Origin of the sequence: Streptomyces termitum, from assembly GCF_014650175.1 — a bacterium.
Classification (GTDB): domain Bacteria; phylum Actinomycetota; class Actinomycetes; order Streptomycetales; family Streptomycetaceae; genus Streptomyces; species Streptomyces termitum.
This window is the reverse complement of the sequence record NZ_BMUL01000009.1, coordinates 259,732-275,578: the sequence shown is the minus strand read 5'-3', so window position 1 is coordinate 275,578 and position 15,847 is coordinate 259,732. Positions and strand designations below refer to the sequence as shown.

Annotated in this window: 11 protein-coding genes; 7 read left to right on the top strand and 4 right to left on the bottom strand. The window is 77.6% G+C overall.

Translation table 11 applies throughout. The annotated features are described in order from the left end of the window. Positions 1-56 precede the first annotated feature (56 nt). From IE219_RS19265 to IE219_RS19250, 4 genes are read left to right on the top strand one after another with little or no spacing between them, the layout of a single operon-like run. Positions 57-1,211, top strand: a complete 1,155-nt coding sequence (locus tag IE219_RS19265; RefSeq protein WP_189979045.1) for an ATP-binding protein — start codon at positions 57-59, stop codon at positions 1,209-1,211. After that, on the top strand, positions 1,208-4,819 hold the full coding sequence (locus IE219_RS19260; RefSeq protein WP_189979044.1) for a vWA domain-containing protein: 3,612 nt from the start codon (positions 1,208-1,210) through the stop codon (positions 4,817-4,819). The genes IE219_RS19265 and IE219_RS19260 overlap by 4 nt, the downstream gene beginning before the upstream one ends. Next, positions 4,816-6,600, top strand: coding sequence for an SWIM zinc finger family protein (locus IE219_RS19255; RefSeq protein ID WP_189979043.1), 1,785 nt, complete (start codon positions 4,816-4,818; stop codon positions 6,598-6,600). The genes IE219_RS19260 and IE219_RS19255 overlap by 4 nt, the downstream gene beginning before the upstream one ends. A gap of 15 nt (positions 6,601-6,615) precedes the next feature. Next, entirely contained in the window at positions 6,616-6,852 is a 237-nt protein-coding gene (locus tag IE219_RS19250) for a hypothetical protein (RefSeq protein WP_189979042.1), read from the top strand. A 22-nt stretch (positions 6,853-6,874) separates the two neighbouring features. Here IE219_RS19250 and IE219_RS19245 read toward each other — a convergent pair whose 3' ends face one another. Continuing rightward, positions 6,875-8,266 (bottom strand): MFS transporter, encoded by a 1,392-nt coding sequence (locus IE219_RS19245; RefSeq protein WP_189979040.1) that lies wholly within the window; start codon positions 8,264-8,266, stop codon positions 6,875-6,877. Positions 8,267-8,373: 107 nt separating this feature from the next. Here IE219_RS19245 and IE219_RS19240 point away from each other — a divergent pair, with 107 nt between their 5' ends. Next, complete coding sequence (locus tag IE219_RS19240; RefSeq protein WP_189979038.1) at positions 8,374-9,108, top strand: ArsR/SmtB family transcription factor; 735 nt, start codon at positions 8,374-8,376, stop codon at positions 9,106-9,108. Here IE219_RS19240 and IE219_RS19235 read toward each other — a convergent pair. The 3 genes from IE219_RS19235 to IE219_RS19225 are packed head-to-tail and all read right to left on the bottom strand — an operon-like array spanning position 9,086 to position 11,644. Then, positions 9,086-10,297: a MerR family transcriptional regulator gene (locus IE219_RS19235; protein WP_189979036.1), complete on the bottom strand. Its 1,212-nt coding sequence runs from the start codon at positions 10,295-10,297 to the stop codon at positions 9,086-9,088. The genes IE219_RS19240 and IE219_RS19235 overlap by 23 nt on opposite strands. A gap of 53 nt (positions 10,298-10,350) precedes the next feature. Next, positions 10,351-11,007: a HEAT repeat domain-containing protein gene (locus IE219_RS19230; RefSeq protein WP_189979034.1), complete on the bottom strand. Its 657-nt coding sequence runs from the start codon at positions 11,005-11,007 to the stop codon at positions 10,351-10,353. A 49-nt stretch (positions 11,008-11,056) separates the two neighbouring features. Continuing rightward, complete coding sequence (locus IE219_RS19225) at positions 11,057-11,644, bottom strand: TetR/AcrR family transcriptional regulator (protein ID WP_189979032.1); 588 nt, start codon at positions 11,642-11,644, stop codon at positions 11,057-11,059. Between the two features lie 101 nt (positions 11,645-11,745). On the opposite strand from IE219_RS19225, the gene IE219_RS19220 reads away from it, so the two are divergent. Together IE219_RS19220 and lanL are read left to right on the top strand one after the other, a co-directional pair. Continuing rightward, positions 11,746-12,591, top strand: a complete 846-nt coding sequence (locus IE219_RS19220; RefSeq protein ID WP_189979029.1) for an SDR family oxidoreductase — start codon at positions 11,746-11,748, stop codon at positions 12,589-12,591. Between the two features lie 538 nt (positions 12,592-13,129). After that, entirely contained in the window at positions 13,130-15,805 is a 2,676-nt protein-coding gene (gene lanL, locus IE219_RS19215) for a class IV lanthionine synthetase LanL (RefSeq protein WP_189979027.1), read from the top strand. Positions 15,806-15,847 lie beyond the last annotated feature (42 nt).

Sequence of the window (15,847 nt, the reverse complement as noted above, 5' to 3'; positions counted from 1 at the left end):
CCCGCCTCCCCTTCCAGCCCCCCTTTTTTCTCCGTCCCGTCCCGAAGGAACCCCGCATGACCGTCACCGCACCGTCCTCCCCCGCCCGGCAGGTCCTGCCGGCCGAGGAGCGGCACGCCGCCGAACTCGCCTTCCTCGCCGCCCAGGACCCGGGCCCGCGCCCGCCCGGCTGGGTGCTCACGCCGCGCGCCGTCGTCACCTTCGTCTGCGGCAGCGGCGGCGTCGAGCTGGCCCTGCCGAAGCGGACCGCGGGACTGCCGTCGAAGCTGGCGATCACCCCCAAGTTCGTCGGCGAGCGGGCCCTCGTGGAGCGCTGCGTCGTGACCCTGGCGGGCGAGCGCGGGCTGCTGCTCACCGGCGAGCCGGGCACCGCCAAGTCGATGCTGTCGGAGCTGCTGGCCGCCGCCGTCTGCGGCACCAGCGCCCTGACCGTCCAGGGCACCGCCGGCACCACGGAGGACGCCTTCCGGTACGGCTGGAACTACGCCCTCCTGCTCGCCCAGGGGCCCACCCCCCAGGCCCTGGTGGACTCCCCCGTGCTGTCCGCCATGCGCACCGGGCGGGTGGTCCGGGTGGAGGAGATCACCCGCTGCCTGCCCGAGGTGCAGGACGCCCTGGTGTCCCTGCTGTCCGACCGGCGGATCACCGTGCCCGAACTGACCGCCACCGAGGACGCGGTGGTCGGCGCGGCGCCCGGTTTCACCGTGATCGCCACGGCCAACCTGCGGGACCGGGGCGTCTCCGAGATGTCCGCCGCGCTCAAGCGCCGCTTCAACTTCGAGACGGTGGACCCGATCGCCGACGCCGACGCGGAGGCGGTCCTGATCCGCCGGCAGGCCGTCGCGGCGGTCCAGCGGGCCGGTGCGGACTTCGGCGTCGACGACGCCGTGCTGGACGCGCTGGTCACCGTCTTCCGCGACCTGCGTTCCGGCCGGTCCACCGAGGGCTGGGACGTGGAGCGGCCCGGCACCGTCATGTCCACCGCCGAGGCGGTGCAGGTCGCCGCGTCGCTGGGGCTGTCCGCCGCCTACCTGCCGGGCGGGGACGTCCTGGACCTGCTGCCCGGCCACCTGCTGGGCGTGGTCCGCAAGGACGACCCGGCGGACCACGCCCGGCTGCTCGGCTACTGGGACGGGCCGGTGCGGCGGCGCGCCGAGACCGGCTCGGCGATGTGGCGCCGCCTCTGGGACCTGCGCGGGAGCCTGCGTTGACCACCGCCGATCCCCGGGCGGCCGTGGACGCGCTCGCCGCGTCGCGCGCACCGTACCTCCTGGGCGTACGCCACCACAGCCCGGCGCTCGCGGCGGCCGTGCCCGCGCTCCTCGACGCGGCGGGCGCCGAAGTGGTGTGCGTGGAGCTGCCCGCCGACTTCGCGCCGTGGCTGGAGCACCTGGCCGATCCCGAGACCGTCGCGCCGGTCGCGCTGGCGGGGACGAACGCGGAGGGGCGGCTCGCCTTCTACCCGTTCGCCGACTTCTCGCCGGAGCTGGCGGCGGTCCGCTGGGCGCGGGCCCGGGGGGCCGAGGTCGTCTGCTGCGACCTGCCGCTCTCCGACCCCGGCTGGTCCCCGGTGGCGGACCGGTCGGAATCCGGCGGGGACGCGGAGCCCGGCGGGAGCGAGAAGCCCGGCGGGGACGCGGAGCCCGGCGGGCCGGACGCGTCCGGCGGGGTCCCCGCGGCCACCTTCGCCGGGGCACTCGCGGCGGCCGGGACCGGCCGGGACGGGGACGACCTGTGGGACCGGGCCGTCGAGGTGCTGGCCCCCGGGTCCGCCCCGGAGGCGATCCGCCGGGCGGCGCTCGGGGTGGGGTGGGCGCTGCGCGCCGACGGCCCGGTGCCCGCCGTGGACCTCGCCCGCGAGGCACGGATGCGGCAGGTCGTCGGCCGCGCCGCGGCGGGCGGCCGTCGTGTCGCCGCCGTGATCGGCGCCTTCCACGCCCCGGCCCTCGCCGAGGTCGGGGCCCCGGCCGAGGACGGCCCGGTGACGGAGGGGGGCGGGCCGGACGCGCCCGTCACCTCGTTCGTGCCGTACTCCTTCGATCTGCTCGACTCCCGTTCCGGCTATCCGGCGGGGATCCGGGATCCGCGCTGGCAGCAGGCCGTGTTCGAGGCCGGCGGCGATCCGGTGCGGCTGCGGGAGGCGGCGTCCGCCGCGCTGACCGGGGTGTGCCGGGAGCTGCGCCGGGCGGGGCACACGGCGGGCACCGGGGAGGCGGCCGAGACGCTGCGGCTCGCCTGCGACCTGGCGGCGCTGCGCGGCCTGCCGGCGCCCGGCCGGGGGGAGTTGCTGGAGGCGGTCACCACCGTCCTCGGGCAGGGCGAGCCGCTCGGGCGGGGCCGGGCGCTGGCCCGTGCCCTGGAGGCCGTGTTCGTGGGCACCGCCCGGGGCCGGACGGCGCCGCGCGCGCCCCGGTCCGGGCTCGGGCCCTCTGTGGAGGAGGAGCTGACCCGGCTGCGGCTGCCCCGCCCGGAGGAGCCGGAGGCGCGGGAGGTGCGCCTCGATCCGCTGCGATCGCCGCTGGACGGGCGCCGCGAGGTGCTGCTCCAGCGGCTGCTGGTCGTCGGCGCCTCGTACGGGGAGCCGGTCGCCGTCGCCGCGACCGGGGACGGCACCGCGCTGGGCACCCGGTGGCGGCTGGCATGGACGCCCTCGGTGCCCGCGCGGCTCGACCTGGCCGGGGTGCGCGGGGTCACCGCCGCGCAGGCCGCCGCCGGGACGCTGGCCGAGACGGCGCGGCGGGAGGCCGCCGAGGGCGGTCCCACGGCGGCGCAGGTGCTCGCCGGGCTGACCGCCGCCGCCCGCTGCGACCTGCCCGAGCTGGTCGGCGCGCGGCTGCGGGAGGCGGCCGACGTGCTGCCGGGCGGCGCGGACCTGCCCGAGCTGCTGGCCGGGGTGGACCTGCTCGAAGGCATCCGGCGCGGCCACTACCCCGGGACGGCGGACGGGGCCCGTACCGCCGCCGGGGAACTCGTCGGCGACCTGCTCGACGCGGCCGTCCGCGCGCTGCCCGGCCTGGCCGGGAGCGAGGCGCCCGCCGACGCGGGGGCGCTGGTGGCGCTGGCGGACCGGGCGGCGGCCCGGCAGCTGGGGCTGCGGATGGACCGGGCGCTCGCGGACCTCGCCGCCGGGGGTTCCCCGCTGGTGCAGGGGGCGGCCCTCGCGGTCCGCGTGCTGCTCGACCTTGATCCGGCCGCCGGGCTCGGCGAGCGGGCGGCCGGCTGGATCGACGGCGCCGTCGGACCGGACGCCCGGCGGGCCCTGGCGCAGCGGCTCGCGGGCGTGCTGACCGCCGCCGGGCCGCTGCTCCAGGCGTCCCCGGACGTCCTGGGGCCGCTGCTCGACCGGATCGACACGCTGGCCGACCGGGAGTTCCTGGACCGGCTCCCGGCGCTCCGGGGCGGGTTCGACGCCCTGTCCCCGGCCGCCCGCGAGCGGTTGCTGACGACCGTCACCGAGCGGCTGGGCGACCGGCTGGACCTCGCGCTCGACGCGCCGCCGGAGCTGCTGGCGCTGTGGGCGGCGGCGGACGCGGCCGGGACGGCGGCCCTGAAGGCCCTGGCCCTGCCCGGCCCGGCCGACGTTCCCGTACGCGCGCCGGCACCGCCCCCGGCACCGGCGACCACCGGCCCGGTCGCGGAAGACGCGGGTGCGGCAGACCTGAGTCCGGCAGAGCCGGGTGCGGTCGCTGCCGGGGAGGCGGACCGGCGGCTGGGCGCGGCCGACCGGTGGCGGTTGCTCCTCGGGCGGGAGAAGGAGCGGATGGGTTCCCGGGCGCTCCGGTACGCCCACGCCCTGGACGAGCTGTACGGCCACGGGCGCGGCGAGGGCTCCGACGACCTCCGGGCGGAGACGGGCGCGGGGCAGGACCCGTCCTTCCCCACCGCCCGCGAGTGGGCGGAGGAGCTGGAGGCGCTGTTCGGCGCCGACGTCCGCGAGGAGGTGCTCGCCGACGCCGCCGGAACGGGCCGTCCCGACGTGCTCGCCGAGCTGGACCCGGCCTCCGTCCGGCCGTCGGTGGACCTGCTGCGGTCGGTGCTGTCCCTGGCCGGCGGCATGCCCGAGGCCCGGCTCGCCCGGCTGCGGCCCCTGGTGAAGCGGCTCGTCGACGAACTGTCCCGGGAGCTGGCCACCCGGATGCGCCCCGCGCTCTCCGGTCTGGCCACGCCGAGGCCGACCCGGCGCCCCGGCGGCCGGCTCGACCTGGCCCGCACGCTGCGCGCCAACCTGGCGCACACCCGGCGCACGGACGACGGCCGGCTGGTGGTCGTGCCGGAGCGCCCGGTCTTCACCACCCGCGCGGGCAAGGAGTCGGACTGGCGGCTGGTGCTGGTGGTGGACGTCTCCGGCTCGATGGAGGCGTCCGTCATCTGGTCCGCGCTGACCGCCGCCGTCCTGGGCGGCGTGCCGACGCTCTCCACGCACTTCCTGACCTTCTCCACCCAGGTGGTGGACCTGACCGACCACGTCCGGGATCCGCTCTCGCTGCTCCTGGAGGTGAAGGTCGGCGGCGGCACGCACATCGCGGCGGGCCTCGCGCACGCCCGGTCGCTGATCACCGTGCCGAGCCGCACGCTCGTCGTGGTGGTCAGCGACTTCGAGGAGGGCGGGCCGATCGGCGGCCTGCTCGGCGAGGTCCGCGCGCTGGCCTCGTCCGGGGCGCACCTGCTGGGCTGCGCGGCCCTCGACGACGCCGGGGCGCCCCGCTACTCGGTGCCGGTGGCGCGCCGGCTCGTCGCCGCCGGGATGCCGGTGGCCGCCCTCAGTCCGCTCGCCCTCGCCCGCTGGGTCGGCGACCGCCTCCGTGGAGAAGCCCGTTGAGCACCGAACTCCTGCCGCCCGTCGCCCCCGAGGTCCTGGCCGAGGCCGTCGAGCAGTTGACCGCCCGGCTCCGCAAGAAGCTCGACGCCGCCGTGGCGGAGTGCGGCGAGCGCGCCGAGGCGGGTCCGGACGGGTCCGTGGTGGTCCGTTTCGGCGAGGACACCCTGGTGACGCTGCGGCCCGGACCGGCGGGCGCGGTGACCGCGCCCGGGCAGGCCGTCTGCTCCTGCCTGCTGGCCCCGCGCTGCCTGCACCGGGCGGCCGTGCTCGGCGCGGCCCCCCTGGCGGACCCGGCCGCCGCGGCCCCGGAGCCCGCCTCCGACGCCGTACCCGCCCCCGCCGCGTCCGAGGCGACCGGCCCGGCGGAGGACTCCGCCGCGCCCCTCACCCCCGCCCGGACCGGGGCGGCGGACGCGCTGTGGCGGGCCGCCGCCGAGGCGCTGTCGGCCGGGGTCGGCGCGGGCGGGACGGTCGTCCAGGCCGAGCTGCTGCGCGCCGCGCACACCGCCCGGGTGGCCGGGCTGCCCCGTGCCGAGGCCGCCGCCCTCAGGGTCGTACGAGGACTGCGGGCGGCCCGGGAGCAGGCGCGGGGGCAGCGGCTGGGCGATCTCACGGCGGCCTTCCGCGACCTGCTCGCCGCGGCGGCGCTGCTCGCCTCCGGGGCGGCCGGTCCCGAACTCACCGGGTCCGGCCGGCGGGCCTACGCGCAGGGCGGCAGCCTGCGGGTGCACGGCCTGTGCCGGGAGCCGGTGCTGTCCGCCACCGGGTACGGCGGGGTGACGACGCACCTGCTCGGCCCGGGGGGCGCCTTCCACACCCTGTCGGACGTGCGGCCCGGCGGGCTCGCCCGGGCCAAGGGGGCGGGGACGGCGTCCGTGGCGCTCGGCGGGGCCGTCCTGGACCACGCCGGGCTGGCGCGCGGCGGGCTGCTGATCGCCGGGGCGACGGTGTCGGCCGACGGGCGGCTCGGGGCGGGCCGGGACGTGCGCGCGACCCCGGTGCGCGGGGCGGACTGGTCGGAGGAGCCCGTCGCGGCCCTGTTCGCCCGGCCGGTGCGCGAGGCGGTGGCCGAGGCGTTCGACGCGGGGCCGGAGGCGGCGGCGGTGCTGCTCGGGTGCGACGTGGAGGTGCTGGGGGCGGCCGGGGAGCACCTGCTGGTCCGGGTCCTCGACGGCGGGCCGCTGGTGCGGCTGGCCCCGGCCCATCCGCATCCGGAGCTGCCGCACACGGCCAATCTGCGGCGGATCGGCGCACACCCCGGGCTCGTCCTGCGGGTGCTGGGCCGGCCCGATCCGGACCGGACCGCGACCCTCCGTCCGCTGGCGGTCGGCCCGGTGCCGGGGGCGGCGGGCACGCTGCGGCTGCCCGAGGAGTGGCGCGGCCACGCCGACCTGGGGTACGACCGGCTCCAGGGCGACCACTTCCCGCGCGGTGCCGCGGCGCCCGTCCCGGTGCCGGAGGCGCCGGATCCGCTGGCGGACGCGCCGCTGTGGCGGGTCCGGCGGCTGCTGGAGAGCGGGGTGGCGGGCGGACGGCGGGCCGTCGCGGAGGCGGCCCGCGCGGCGGACCGGGCGGCGCTGTCCGTGCCGCTGCGCCGGGCCGGGCTGACCAGTGCGGCGGAGCTCGCCGAGGCCCTGGCGGCGGAGGCGGACCGCCGCCCCCGCGACTCCTTCGGGCGGCTCGTCGACCCGTCGCCGGACGCCTACGCCCGCGCGTGGCTGGCCTCCGCCGTCCATCTGGCCGCGGCCGAGCGCGCGCTGGTGACCGCGTCGTGGTCCTGACGGACCGGGGCAGGGGTGCCCGCGTACCGGGCCGGACGCGGCGCCCCGCACCCCGTGGTCGTCGCGGTCCGGCGGCGGGGGCGCGGCCTGGCGTGCGCCGTGATGGTGACGGGCCCGGCGGCGAACGCGTACGCGGTGTACGACCTCCGGGACGCCGGGCTCGCGGCCGAACCGGGTCTCCAGCGGCTGGTCCTCTGCGGCGTGCTGGTCCTGGGCTCGGCGCCGTTCCTGCGGCGGCACCCGGCGGCGTGAAGCGAAGGCCGGGGCCGGGGCGTCACGTCCGGGCGGCCGGCTCCTTCGGGCGTGCCCCGGTGGCCGCCGGGGGCGTTCCCGGTGCGGTCCTGTCGGTCATCCAGCGGGCGGCGAGGAGTCCCGAGAGGGCGGTGAGGACGGCCGCCGCGAGGACGGTGGACTCCAGGCCGAGGGCGTCGGCGAGGATTCCGGCGACGAGGGCGCCGGTCGCGTAGCCGATGTCGCGCCAGAAGCGGTAGGTGCCGAGCGCGTGGGCGCGCCAGGCGGGGTGGGCGTGGTCGGAGACGGAGGCGATGAGCGCCGGGTAGACCAGGGCGGTGCCCAGGCCGAGGGCGACGGCGGAGAGGATTCCGGCGAGCAGCGGCCGGTCGAGCAGGACGAGGGCGAGGAGGAGGCCCCCGGCCTGGACGAGCATGCCGGTGACGACGAGGGGTTTGCGGCCGAGGCGGTCGGCGAGGTGGCCGGTGGGGATCTGGCCGAGGCCCCAGAGGATCGGGTAGAGGCCCTTGATGAGGCCGACGGCGGCGAGGCCGAGGCCGTGTTCGGTGAAGAGGAGCGGGAAGACGCCCCAGGTCAGGCCGTCGTTGAGGTTGTTGACCAGGCCGGCCTGGCTGGCGCCGCGCAGGGAGCGGTCGCGCCAGGAGGTGCGGGCGAAGACGGCCTTGAGGCCGGTGTCCTCGCCGGTGGGCAGCGGCGGGGCGTGCCGGGCGAGTTCGAGGGCGACGTGGGCGGCGGTGTCCCGGACAGCGAGGGAGAGGGCGAGCCCCGTGACGAGGAAGACGGCGCCGATCAGCTCGGGGACGGGCCGCAGGCCGTAGGCGGTGGCGAGGTAGCCGGTGAGGAGCGCGGTGACGCCGACGGCGGTGTATCCGGCGGCCTCGTTCAGGCCGGTGGCGAGCCCGCGCCGGGCCGGGCCGACCAGGTCGATCTTCATGTTGACCGCCATCGACCAGGTCAGGCCCTGGTTCAGGCCGAGCAGGACGTTGGCGGCGACGATCCAGCCCCACGAGGGCGCCCAGGCGAGCGCGAAGGGGACGGGGACACCGATCAGCCAGCCGGTGAGGAGGAGGCTCCGGCGGGTGAAGCGGGCGGTGAGGGCTCCGGCGGCGAGGTTGGTCAGGGCCTTGGTCAGCCCGAAGGCGATGATGAACGAGAAGACGGCCAGGTCGCTGGTGAGGCCGAAGGTCTCGGAGCCGATGAGCGGCACGGTGGTGCGCTCCAGGCCCACCAGGCCGCCGACCGCCAGGGTGGCGAGGACCAGCAGGGTGAACTGGAGCCGGTTCTCGCGCAGGCCGAGGCGGACGGGGCGGGCGCCGCCGCCCGGGGTGCCGCCGTCCTGAGCGGGGCCGTTCGGGGCGTGACCGTTCGGGGCGCGGCGGGCCGCTGGTATCGGGGAGTCGTCGGGGAGGCCCATCGTGCTGTCCTTCGGAGGAAACGGGGGGGAAGCGTCGGAGGGGCGGCGCTCGGAGGCGTACCCGTCCCGCATCCACTACAGTAATCCATGGATATATGGAGGATGCTATGCGCGACGCATTCGCGGACGACCCGGCGAGCGGCACGGGAAGCGGGGGGAAGAACGGCGCCAAGGCCGCCCTGTACGACGCCTTCGCGGCCGGCGGCAAGGCCCTGGCCAGCGGAAAGCGGCTGGAACTGCTGGACCTGCTCGCCCAGGGGGAGCGGACCGTGGACGCCCTGGCGAAGACCGCCGGGCTCAACCTGACGACCGCCTCCGCCCATCTCCAGACCCTCAAGCAGGCCGGTTTCGTCGCCACCCGCCGCGACGGCGTGCGCATCCACTACCGGCTCGCCGGGGACGACGTGGCGCGCCTGCTCGGCCTGCTGCGGCAGGTCGCCGAGCGGCACCAGGCGACCGTACCGGCGGCCCGGGACGCCTACCTGGGCGCGGCCGACACCGACGAGCTCAGCCGGGAGGAGCTGCTGGCCCGGATGGCGGCCGGCGACGTGGTCGTGCTCGACGTGCGCCCCCCGGAGGAGTACCGGGCCGGGCACGTCCCCGGCGCGCTCTGCGTCCCCGTCGCCGAACTGGCGCGGCGCATCGGCGAACTGCCCGAGGAGGCCGAGGTCGTCGTCTACTGCCGGGGCGCGTACTGCGCCCTCGCCCATGACGCGGTACGGCTCCTCACCGCCCACGGCCGGCGGGCAGTCCGGCTCCACGACGGGATGCCGGAGTGGCGCCTGTCCGGCCTGCCCGTCGAGACCGGCGGAACCGGCGTCAGCGGGCCGCTCGGAGCGTGAGGAGGTACGTCGCCGTCAGCGCGACGGCCCGGTCCTCGTCCCGGGTCAGTTCCCGCAGCGCGCGGGAGGCCAGGGGGCCGGGGACGTCCGCCAGCGCCTGCGTCAGCCGGCCCCGGGCGGGGGCGTCGGCCGCCGCGTCGGCGAGCCGCGCCACGATCCAGGCCGCGACCCGGTCCCCCGGCACACCGCCGTCCGCCCCTTCCGGCGCAGAGGCGGAACCGTCCGGCCTGTTCCGTGCGGGAACGGGACCGGTCGGTGCCTCGCACGCGGGAACGGCACCGTCCGCCCGCTCCCCCTCAGGAGCGGGACCGGTCTGCGTCTCGCGCGCGGGGGCGGGGGCGGTAGTCCCTTCCGTCCCGGGGGCGGGCCCGGCCGGGTCCTCCTGCCGGGCCAGGGCGCCGAGGACGTCCGCCGCGTCCGTGTCGTTGCGGCCCGCCACGATCATGTCGAGGAGGATCGGGACCACGACCGGCACCGCCCCGGCCGCGCCGCGCGCGCCGAGGGCCAGGGCCGCGCGGCCCCGGACCGCCGCGTCGGGGTCCGCGAGGGCGTCCCGCAGCCGGGCTCCGGCCTCGGGGCCGGGCAGTTCGGCCAGGGCCCGCACGGCCCGTTCCCGTACCGCCGCGACCGGCGAGGCGAGGCCCTTCGCCAGCAGGGCCGGGACGTCGTCGCCCGAGCGGGCCAGCGCCCAGCGCAGGGCCCCGGCGACGTTGGGCTCCGGTTCGTCGAGCACCGCCTCGACCAGGGCCTCCGCCGGGACCGGCACCGCCTCCGCCGCCGCGAGGGCCGCGCGCTGGCGGGCACCGGTGCTCTTCGAGCCCAGCGCCTGGAGGAGCGCGACGACCCGGAGGGCCTCCTCCCAGCGGGCGGGCCCGGCCGCCTGGAGGCGGCTGAGCCGGGTCAGCAGCTCGGTCTCGGCGGCGATCCGCTCCCGCGTCCGGCGGACGAGTTCGTCGACGAGGCCGGCGGGCGTGAAGGCCGGGTCGTCGAGCGCGCGCCCGATCTCGCGCAGTGACAGCCCCAGCGAGCGCAGGCTCTCCACGTGGAGGATGCGCCGGATGTCCTCGTCGCCGTACTCCCGGTAGCCGGAGCCGGTACGGCCCGAGGGGCGCACCAGGCCCAGCGACTCGTAGTGCCGGAGCATGCGGGCGCTGACTCCGGACCGCCGCGCCACCTCACCGATCAACACGCCTCATCGTCCCCCACCCGGGCCCCTCCGGGCACCTCCGCCCCCGTGGCCTCTCAGGCCCCGCCGAGGGCCACGACGCGCTTGGCCTCCTCGATCACGGCCTCGAACCCGGCGTCCGGGTCGCGCAGCAGCGTCTCCGTGGCGAGCGCGTGCGCGCGCACCTCCGGGTCGGGGTGCTCCGCCGCCGCGCGCAGCACCGGCACGATCGCCTCGCCGAGGTCGACCAGCGCCCGGCTGAGGCTGCGCCGGGTCTCCCGGCCGCCGTGTCCGAGCCGGGCCGCCAGCCGTGCGGCGAGGGCGGGCTCCCCGCCCTCGGGCACGAGGGCGACGGCGGCGCGCCACGCGGTGCGCGCGACCTCGTCGTCCGGGTCGTGCAGGTGCGCCTCCGTGATGGCCGGCCAGGCCCGGGGGTCGCCGACCTTGGACAGGGTGTGCAGGGCCTGACCGCGCGCCTGGTTCCGCTCCGAGGCGACCTCGCGGAGCAGTTCGGGGAGCGTCAGCTCCACGGGGTGCCGGGTGAGTGCCCAGGTCAGCATGTCGCGGACGAAGAACTCGGGCTCGACGGCGCTCCGCTCGACGAGCGGGACGACGAAGCGCGGGTCGGGCTCCGTGCCGACCGCGAGCGCGGCCCGCAGGCGCACGGACGCGTCGTCGTCCGCGAGGGCCCGCAGCGCGCGGGCGACGTCCGGCTCGGGTGGGTTCGGGGTCATCGGGACCACCTCCTGGTCCCGCAGTCAAAACCTTGTCACCGTGTCAAGGTCAAGCCCGGAGGGAGTCGAGCCAGGCCAGGAGGCGGTTTCCCTCGCGGGTCATGACGTCGGGGTCGCGCAGGGCGTTGGCCATGAGGGACATGCCCTGGTAGCCGGAGACGAGGGTGAGGGCGAGGCCGTCCGGGTCGGGCAGGCCGAGGGCGCGGAACTGGTCGCCGGCCCAGTCGAGGAGGCCGCGCAGGACCGCGCCCGCCTCGGCGTCGAGGGTGCCGTCGGCGCGCTTGTCGAGTTCGACGGCGAGGGTGCCGGTGGGGCAGCCGCGGCGGGCGGCGAGGTCGCGGCCGTCGATCCAGCCCCGGACGAGGGTCTTGAGGCGTTCGCGCGGGTCGTCCAGGCCGGCCAGCCGGGCGGTGAGCTCGTCCAGGTGCGCGGCGTGCGCGGAGAGGGCCGCCCGGACCAGTTCGTCCTTGGTCTTGAAGTAGTAGTAGACGTTCCCGACGGGGACGCCGGCCTCGCGGGCGATGTCGGCGAGGGTGGTGCGTTCGACTCCCTGCTCGTGCAGGACCCGGGCCGCGGCTGCGGTCAGGCGCTGCCGCTTCTGCGAGGCGCGGTCCCGTCGATTCACTGAGTCGGTCACCCGACTGACTATAGACAGGCCGGGGCGGCGGCATGCTACGGTCCTCCTAAGTCAGCTGACTAACTAACTCGGTCGGCCTCACCGCACCCAGGGGGAACCGCATGATCACCGTGACCGGAGCGACCGGGAACATCGGCAGGACGCTGCTGGAACTGCTGGCCGGAGCGGGCGAGGAGGTCCGGGCCGTCTCCCGGCGGGACCGGCCCGAAGGAGCGCCGGACGGACTCGGCTGGGCCCGCACCGACCTCGGCACCGCCGCCGGGCTGCGGCCCGCCCTGGAGGGGACCCGCGCCCTCTTCCTGCTCCTCGGCGGCGAGCTCAACAGCCACGGGGAGGACCCGGCCGTCCTCCTCCGCGCGGTGGCGGACGCCGGGGTCGAGCGGGTCGTCCTGGTCTCCTCCCAGGTCGCCGCCACCCGGCCCGACGCCGCCTCGCACGCCCGGCTGCGGGATTTCGAGGCGGCCGTGCGCGCGGCCGGACCCGACTTCACCGTCCTGCGCCCCGGCGGGTTCGCCTCGAACGCCTTCGCCTGGGCCGAGTCGGTACGGACCCGGCATACGGTCCTCGCCCCGTTCGGGGACGTGGCGCTGCCGGTCGTCGACCCGGCGGACATCGCCGGGGTCGCCGCGCGGGCCCTCCTGGAGGACGGGCACGCGGGGCGCACGTACGAACTGACCGGCCCCGAGACGATCAGCCCGCGCCGGCAGACGGAGGTCCTGGCCCGCGCCCTCGGCGAGGAGGTCTCCTTCGTGGAGCTGTCCCGCGAGCAGGCCCACGCGCACCTGGCGCGCTTCATGCCGGAGGAGGTGATCGGCGGGACGCTCGACGTCCTCGGCGTCCCGCTCCCGGAGGAGCTGCGGATCAGCCCGGACGTGGAGGCGGTCCTCGGCCGCCCGGCCGCCCCCTTCGCGGCATGGGTGGAGCGCAACCTCCCCGCGTTCCGCTGACGCGGCCTCCCCACTCCGTTCCGCCGGGGCGACCTCCTCGCCCCGGCCCGTTCCACCGGGGCGACTCGCCACGTCCCGGCGGGGCGGCCCGCCTTGCCCCGTTCCGCCGGCGCGCCCCCTCCGCGTACCGGCGCCGAAGCGGCCTCCCCCGCGTCGGCGCCGGTGCCGTCCTCCGGCGTCCCGGCCGCCCCGGTCGTCCCTCCTGCCCCACCCCCCGCTTCCGCCCCGGCCTCCTCCCCCGTCACGTTCCGCGTTTCGGAGACGAAGTCCGGGGCAGGCGCGACCCCGGTTCCGGGGAGGCTCCGACCCGGGAGAGCCCTTGCCCCGTAAGGGTGATGACACGAACGGGCGGCGCATTCGGGAAGGCGTCCGCCGGGAGTGAGCCCCCGTGCGCCTTTCAGCGCCCGGCGCGCCTCCCGGTGGAACCCCAGAGCCGTGCGCTCGGCGATTCCGGTGAATCCGGCGTCCCGTGTGTTCGTCGGAAAATCCCGTCGGGCACCGTTCCCGTCAGCGGTCCTCACCGTTGAGAGGGATGGGCATGACGAGCCAGGCCACCGAAACCGAACTGGAAGACTTCCTGCGCCGAGCGCTGCGCGCCACGGGCACGGCCGACCTCTGGGCGACCGAGTCGGACGAGATGTGGTGCCGCGTCGCGCCCCGGCCCGCCCGCCCCGGGCCCGCCCAGGGATGGAAGCTGCACGTGTCGGCGACGGCCGCCTCCGCGCCGGTCGTCCTCGCCAAGTCCCTGGAGGTCCTGCTGCGGGACGGGACGGGCTTCAAGTTCGCCCGGTCCCTGGAGCAGGTGAGCGCGCTCAACTCCCGTGCCACCCCGCGCGGCAGCTCGGGGAAGTTCCTCACCGTCTACCCGCGCTCCGACGCCGACGCGGCCCGCCTCGCCCTCGACCTGCACCGGGCCACGGCCGGGCTCACCGGACCGCGCATCCTGTCCGACCAGCCGTACGCCGCGAACAGCCTGGTCCACTACCGGTACGGCGCCTTCGTCGGCCGGCGGCGGGTCTCGGACGACGGGCTGCTGGTCTGGTACATCGAGGACCCCGACGGCAATCCGGTCGAGGACAAGCGCACCGGCCAGTACGCCCCGCCCTCCTGGGCCGTCAGCCCCTTCCCCGCCTCGGTGCCGGTGGCGCCGCGCGCGGCGGAGGCGGCGAAGCGCCCGGTGGTGCTCGGCGGCCGGTTCTCGGTGCGGGAGGCGATCCGGCACACCAACAAGGGCGGGGTCTACCGGGGCAGCGACGTGCGGACCGGCGCGCCGGTCATCATCAAGGAGACCCGGCCGCACGTGGAGGCCGACGCCTCCGGCGCCGACGTCCGCGACTGGCTGCGCGCCGAGGCCCGCACCCTGGAGCGGCTGCGGGGCACCGGCCTCGCCCCCGAACCCCTCGCCGTCTTCGAGCACGCCGGGCACCTGTTCCTGGCCCAGGAGGAGGTGCCGGGCATCCCGCTGCGCACCTGGGTCGCCGAGCGGTTCCGCGACACCGGCGGCGAGGCGTACCACGCCGAGGCGCTGGAGCAGGCCGGGCGGCTGGTGGAGCTGGTGGCCGCCTCCCACGCGCACGGCTGCGTGCTGCGGGACTTCACCCCGGGCAACGTGATGGTCAGACCCGACGGCGGGCTCCGCCTCATCGACCTGGAGCTGGCCGTCCCGGACGACGACACCGCACTTCCGACCCGGGTGGGGACCCCCGGCTTCAGCGCCCCCGAACGGCTGGTGGACGCCCCCGTCTCCCCCACCGCCGACTACTACAGTCTCGGCGCCACCCTGTGCTTCGTCCTCACCGGCAAGGTCCCCAACCTGCTGCCCGAGGAGCCCGAGGAACGGGCCCCGCAGGACCGGCTCGCCGCGTGGCTGGACGCCTGCGCCACGGTCCTCCCCCTCCCGGAGGCGCTCCGCGAGACGATCCTCGGGCTGATGCGGGACGAGCCCGCCGAGCGCTGGGACCCGGCGCGGGCCCGCGAGGCCCTGCGCGCCCCCGGCGCCGCGCGCCCAACCGCCGCCGGACGGGCGTCCGGGACCGGGCCGCAGGACCCGGACGGGGCGGTGGACCTCACCATCGCCGGGATCGTGGACCACCTGGTGGACTCCATGGACCCGGCGGGCGACCGGCTGTGGCCCGTCTCCACCAAGGCGGGGGAGACCGACGCCTGCACCGTGCAGCAGGGCGCGGCCGGTGTCCTGGCCGTGCTGACGCGGTACTTCGAGGCCACCGGCGACCCCCGGCTGCCGGACGTGCTCACCACCGCCGGACGGTGGATCGCGGAGCGCACCGACACCCGCTCCACCCGGCCGGGTCTGCACTTCGGCGGCCGGGGGACGGCCTGGGCGCTGTACGACGCGGGGCGCGCCGTCGGCGACCGCGCGCTCACCTCCCACGCGCTGGCCCTGGCGCTGGCGCCGCAGGAGGCGACGCCCAGCCACGACGTCACGCACGGCACGGCGGGCAGCGGCCTCGCCGCCGTCCACCTGTGGCAGCGCACCGGGGACCCGCGCCTCGCCGAGCTGGTGGCCGACGCCGCCGACCGGCTGGCCGCCGCCGCGCACCGCGAACCGGACGGCGTGAGCTGGCCGGTGCCCGCGGAGGCGGTCGCGGAGGAGGCCGGCAAGCGCTACCTCGGCTTCGCCCACGGCCTGTCCGGCATCGGCTGCTTCCTCCTCGCCGCCTCCGCCGTCACGAACCGCCCCGAGCACCGGGAGCTGGCCGTGGCCGCCGGGGAGCTGCTGGTGGCGCAGACCGCCGTGGTGGGCGGCGCCGCCCAGTGGCCGGCCCAGGCCGGGGACGTACCGACCGCGCCGTACTGGTGCCATGGTTCGGCCGGCATCGGGTCCTTCCTGGTGCGGCTGTGGCGGGCGACCGGCGACGACCGGTACGGCGACCCCGCCCGGCGCGCCTCCCGCGCCGTCGTCGAACGCGCCTCGCGCGCCGCCCTCACCCAGTGCCACGGCCTGGCGGGCAACGGCGACTTCCTCCTCGACCTGGCCGAGGCCACCGGCGACCCCGCCCACCGGGCGGCGGCCGGACACCTGGCCCGCCTCATCGTCTCCGAGCGGTCCCACCGCGGCCGGCACGTCGTCTTCCCCACCGAGTACGGGGACGTCTCGACGAGCTGGAGCGACGGGTCCGCGGGAATCCTGGCGTTCCTCCTGAGGACGCGCCACACCGAGCCCCGGCACTGGATGGTCCAGCAGCCGGTCTGAGCGGCGGGAAACCCCGCCGTCACGTCACACGGAGAAGGAGAT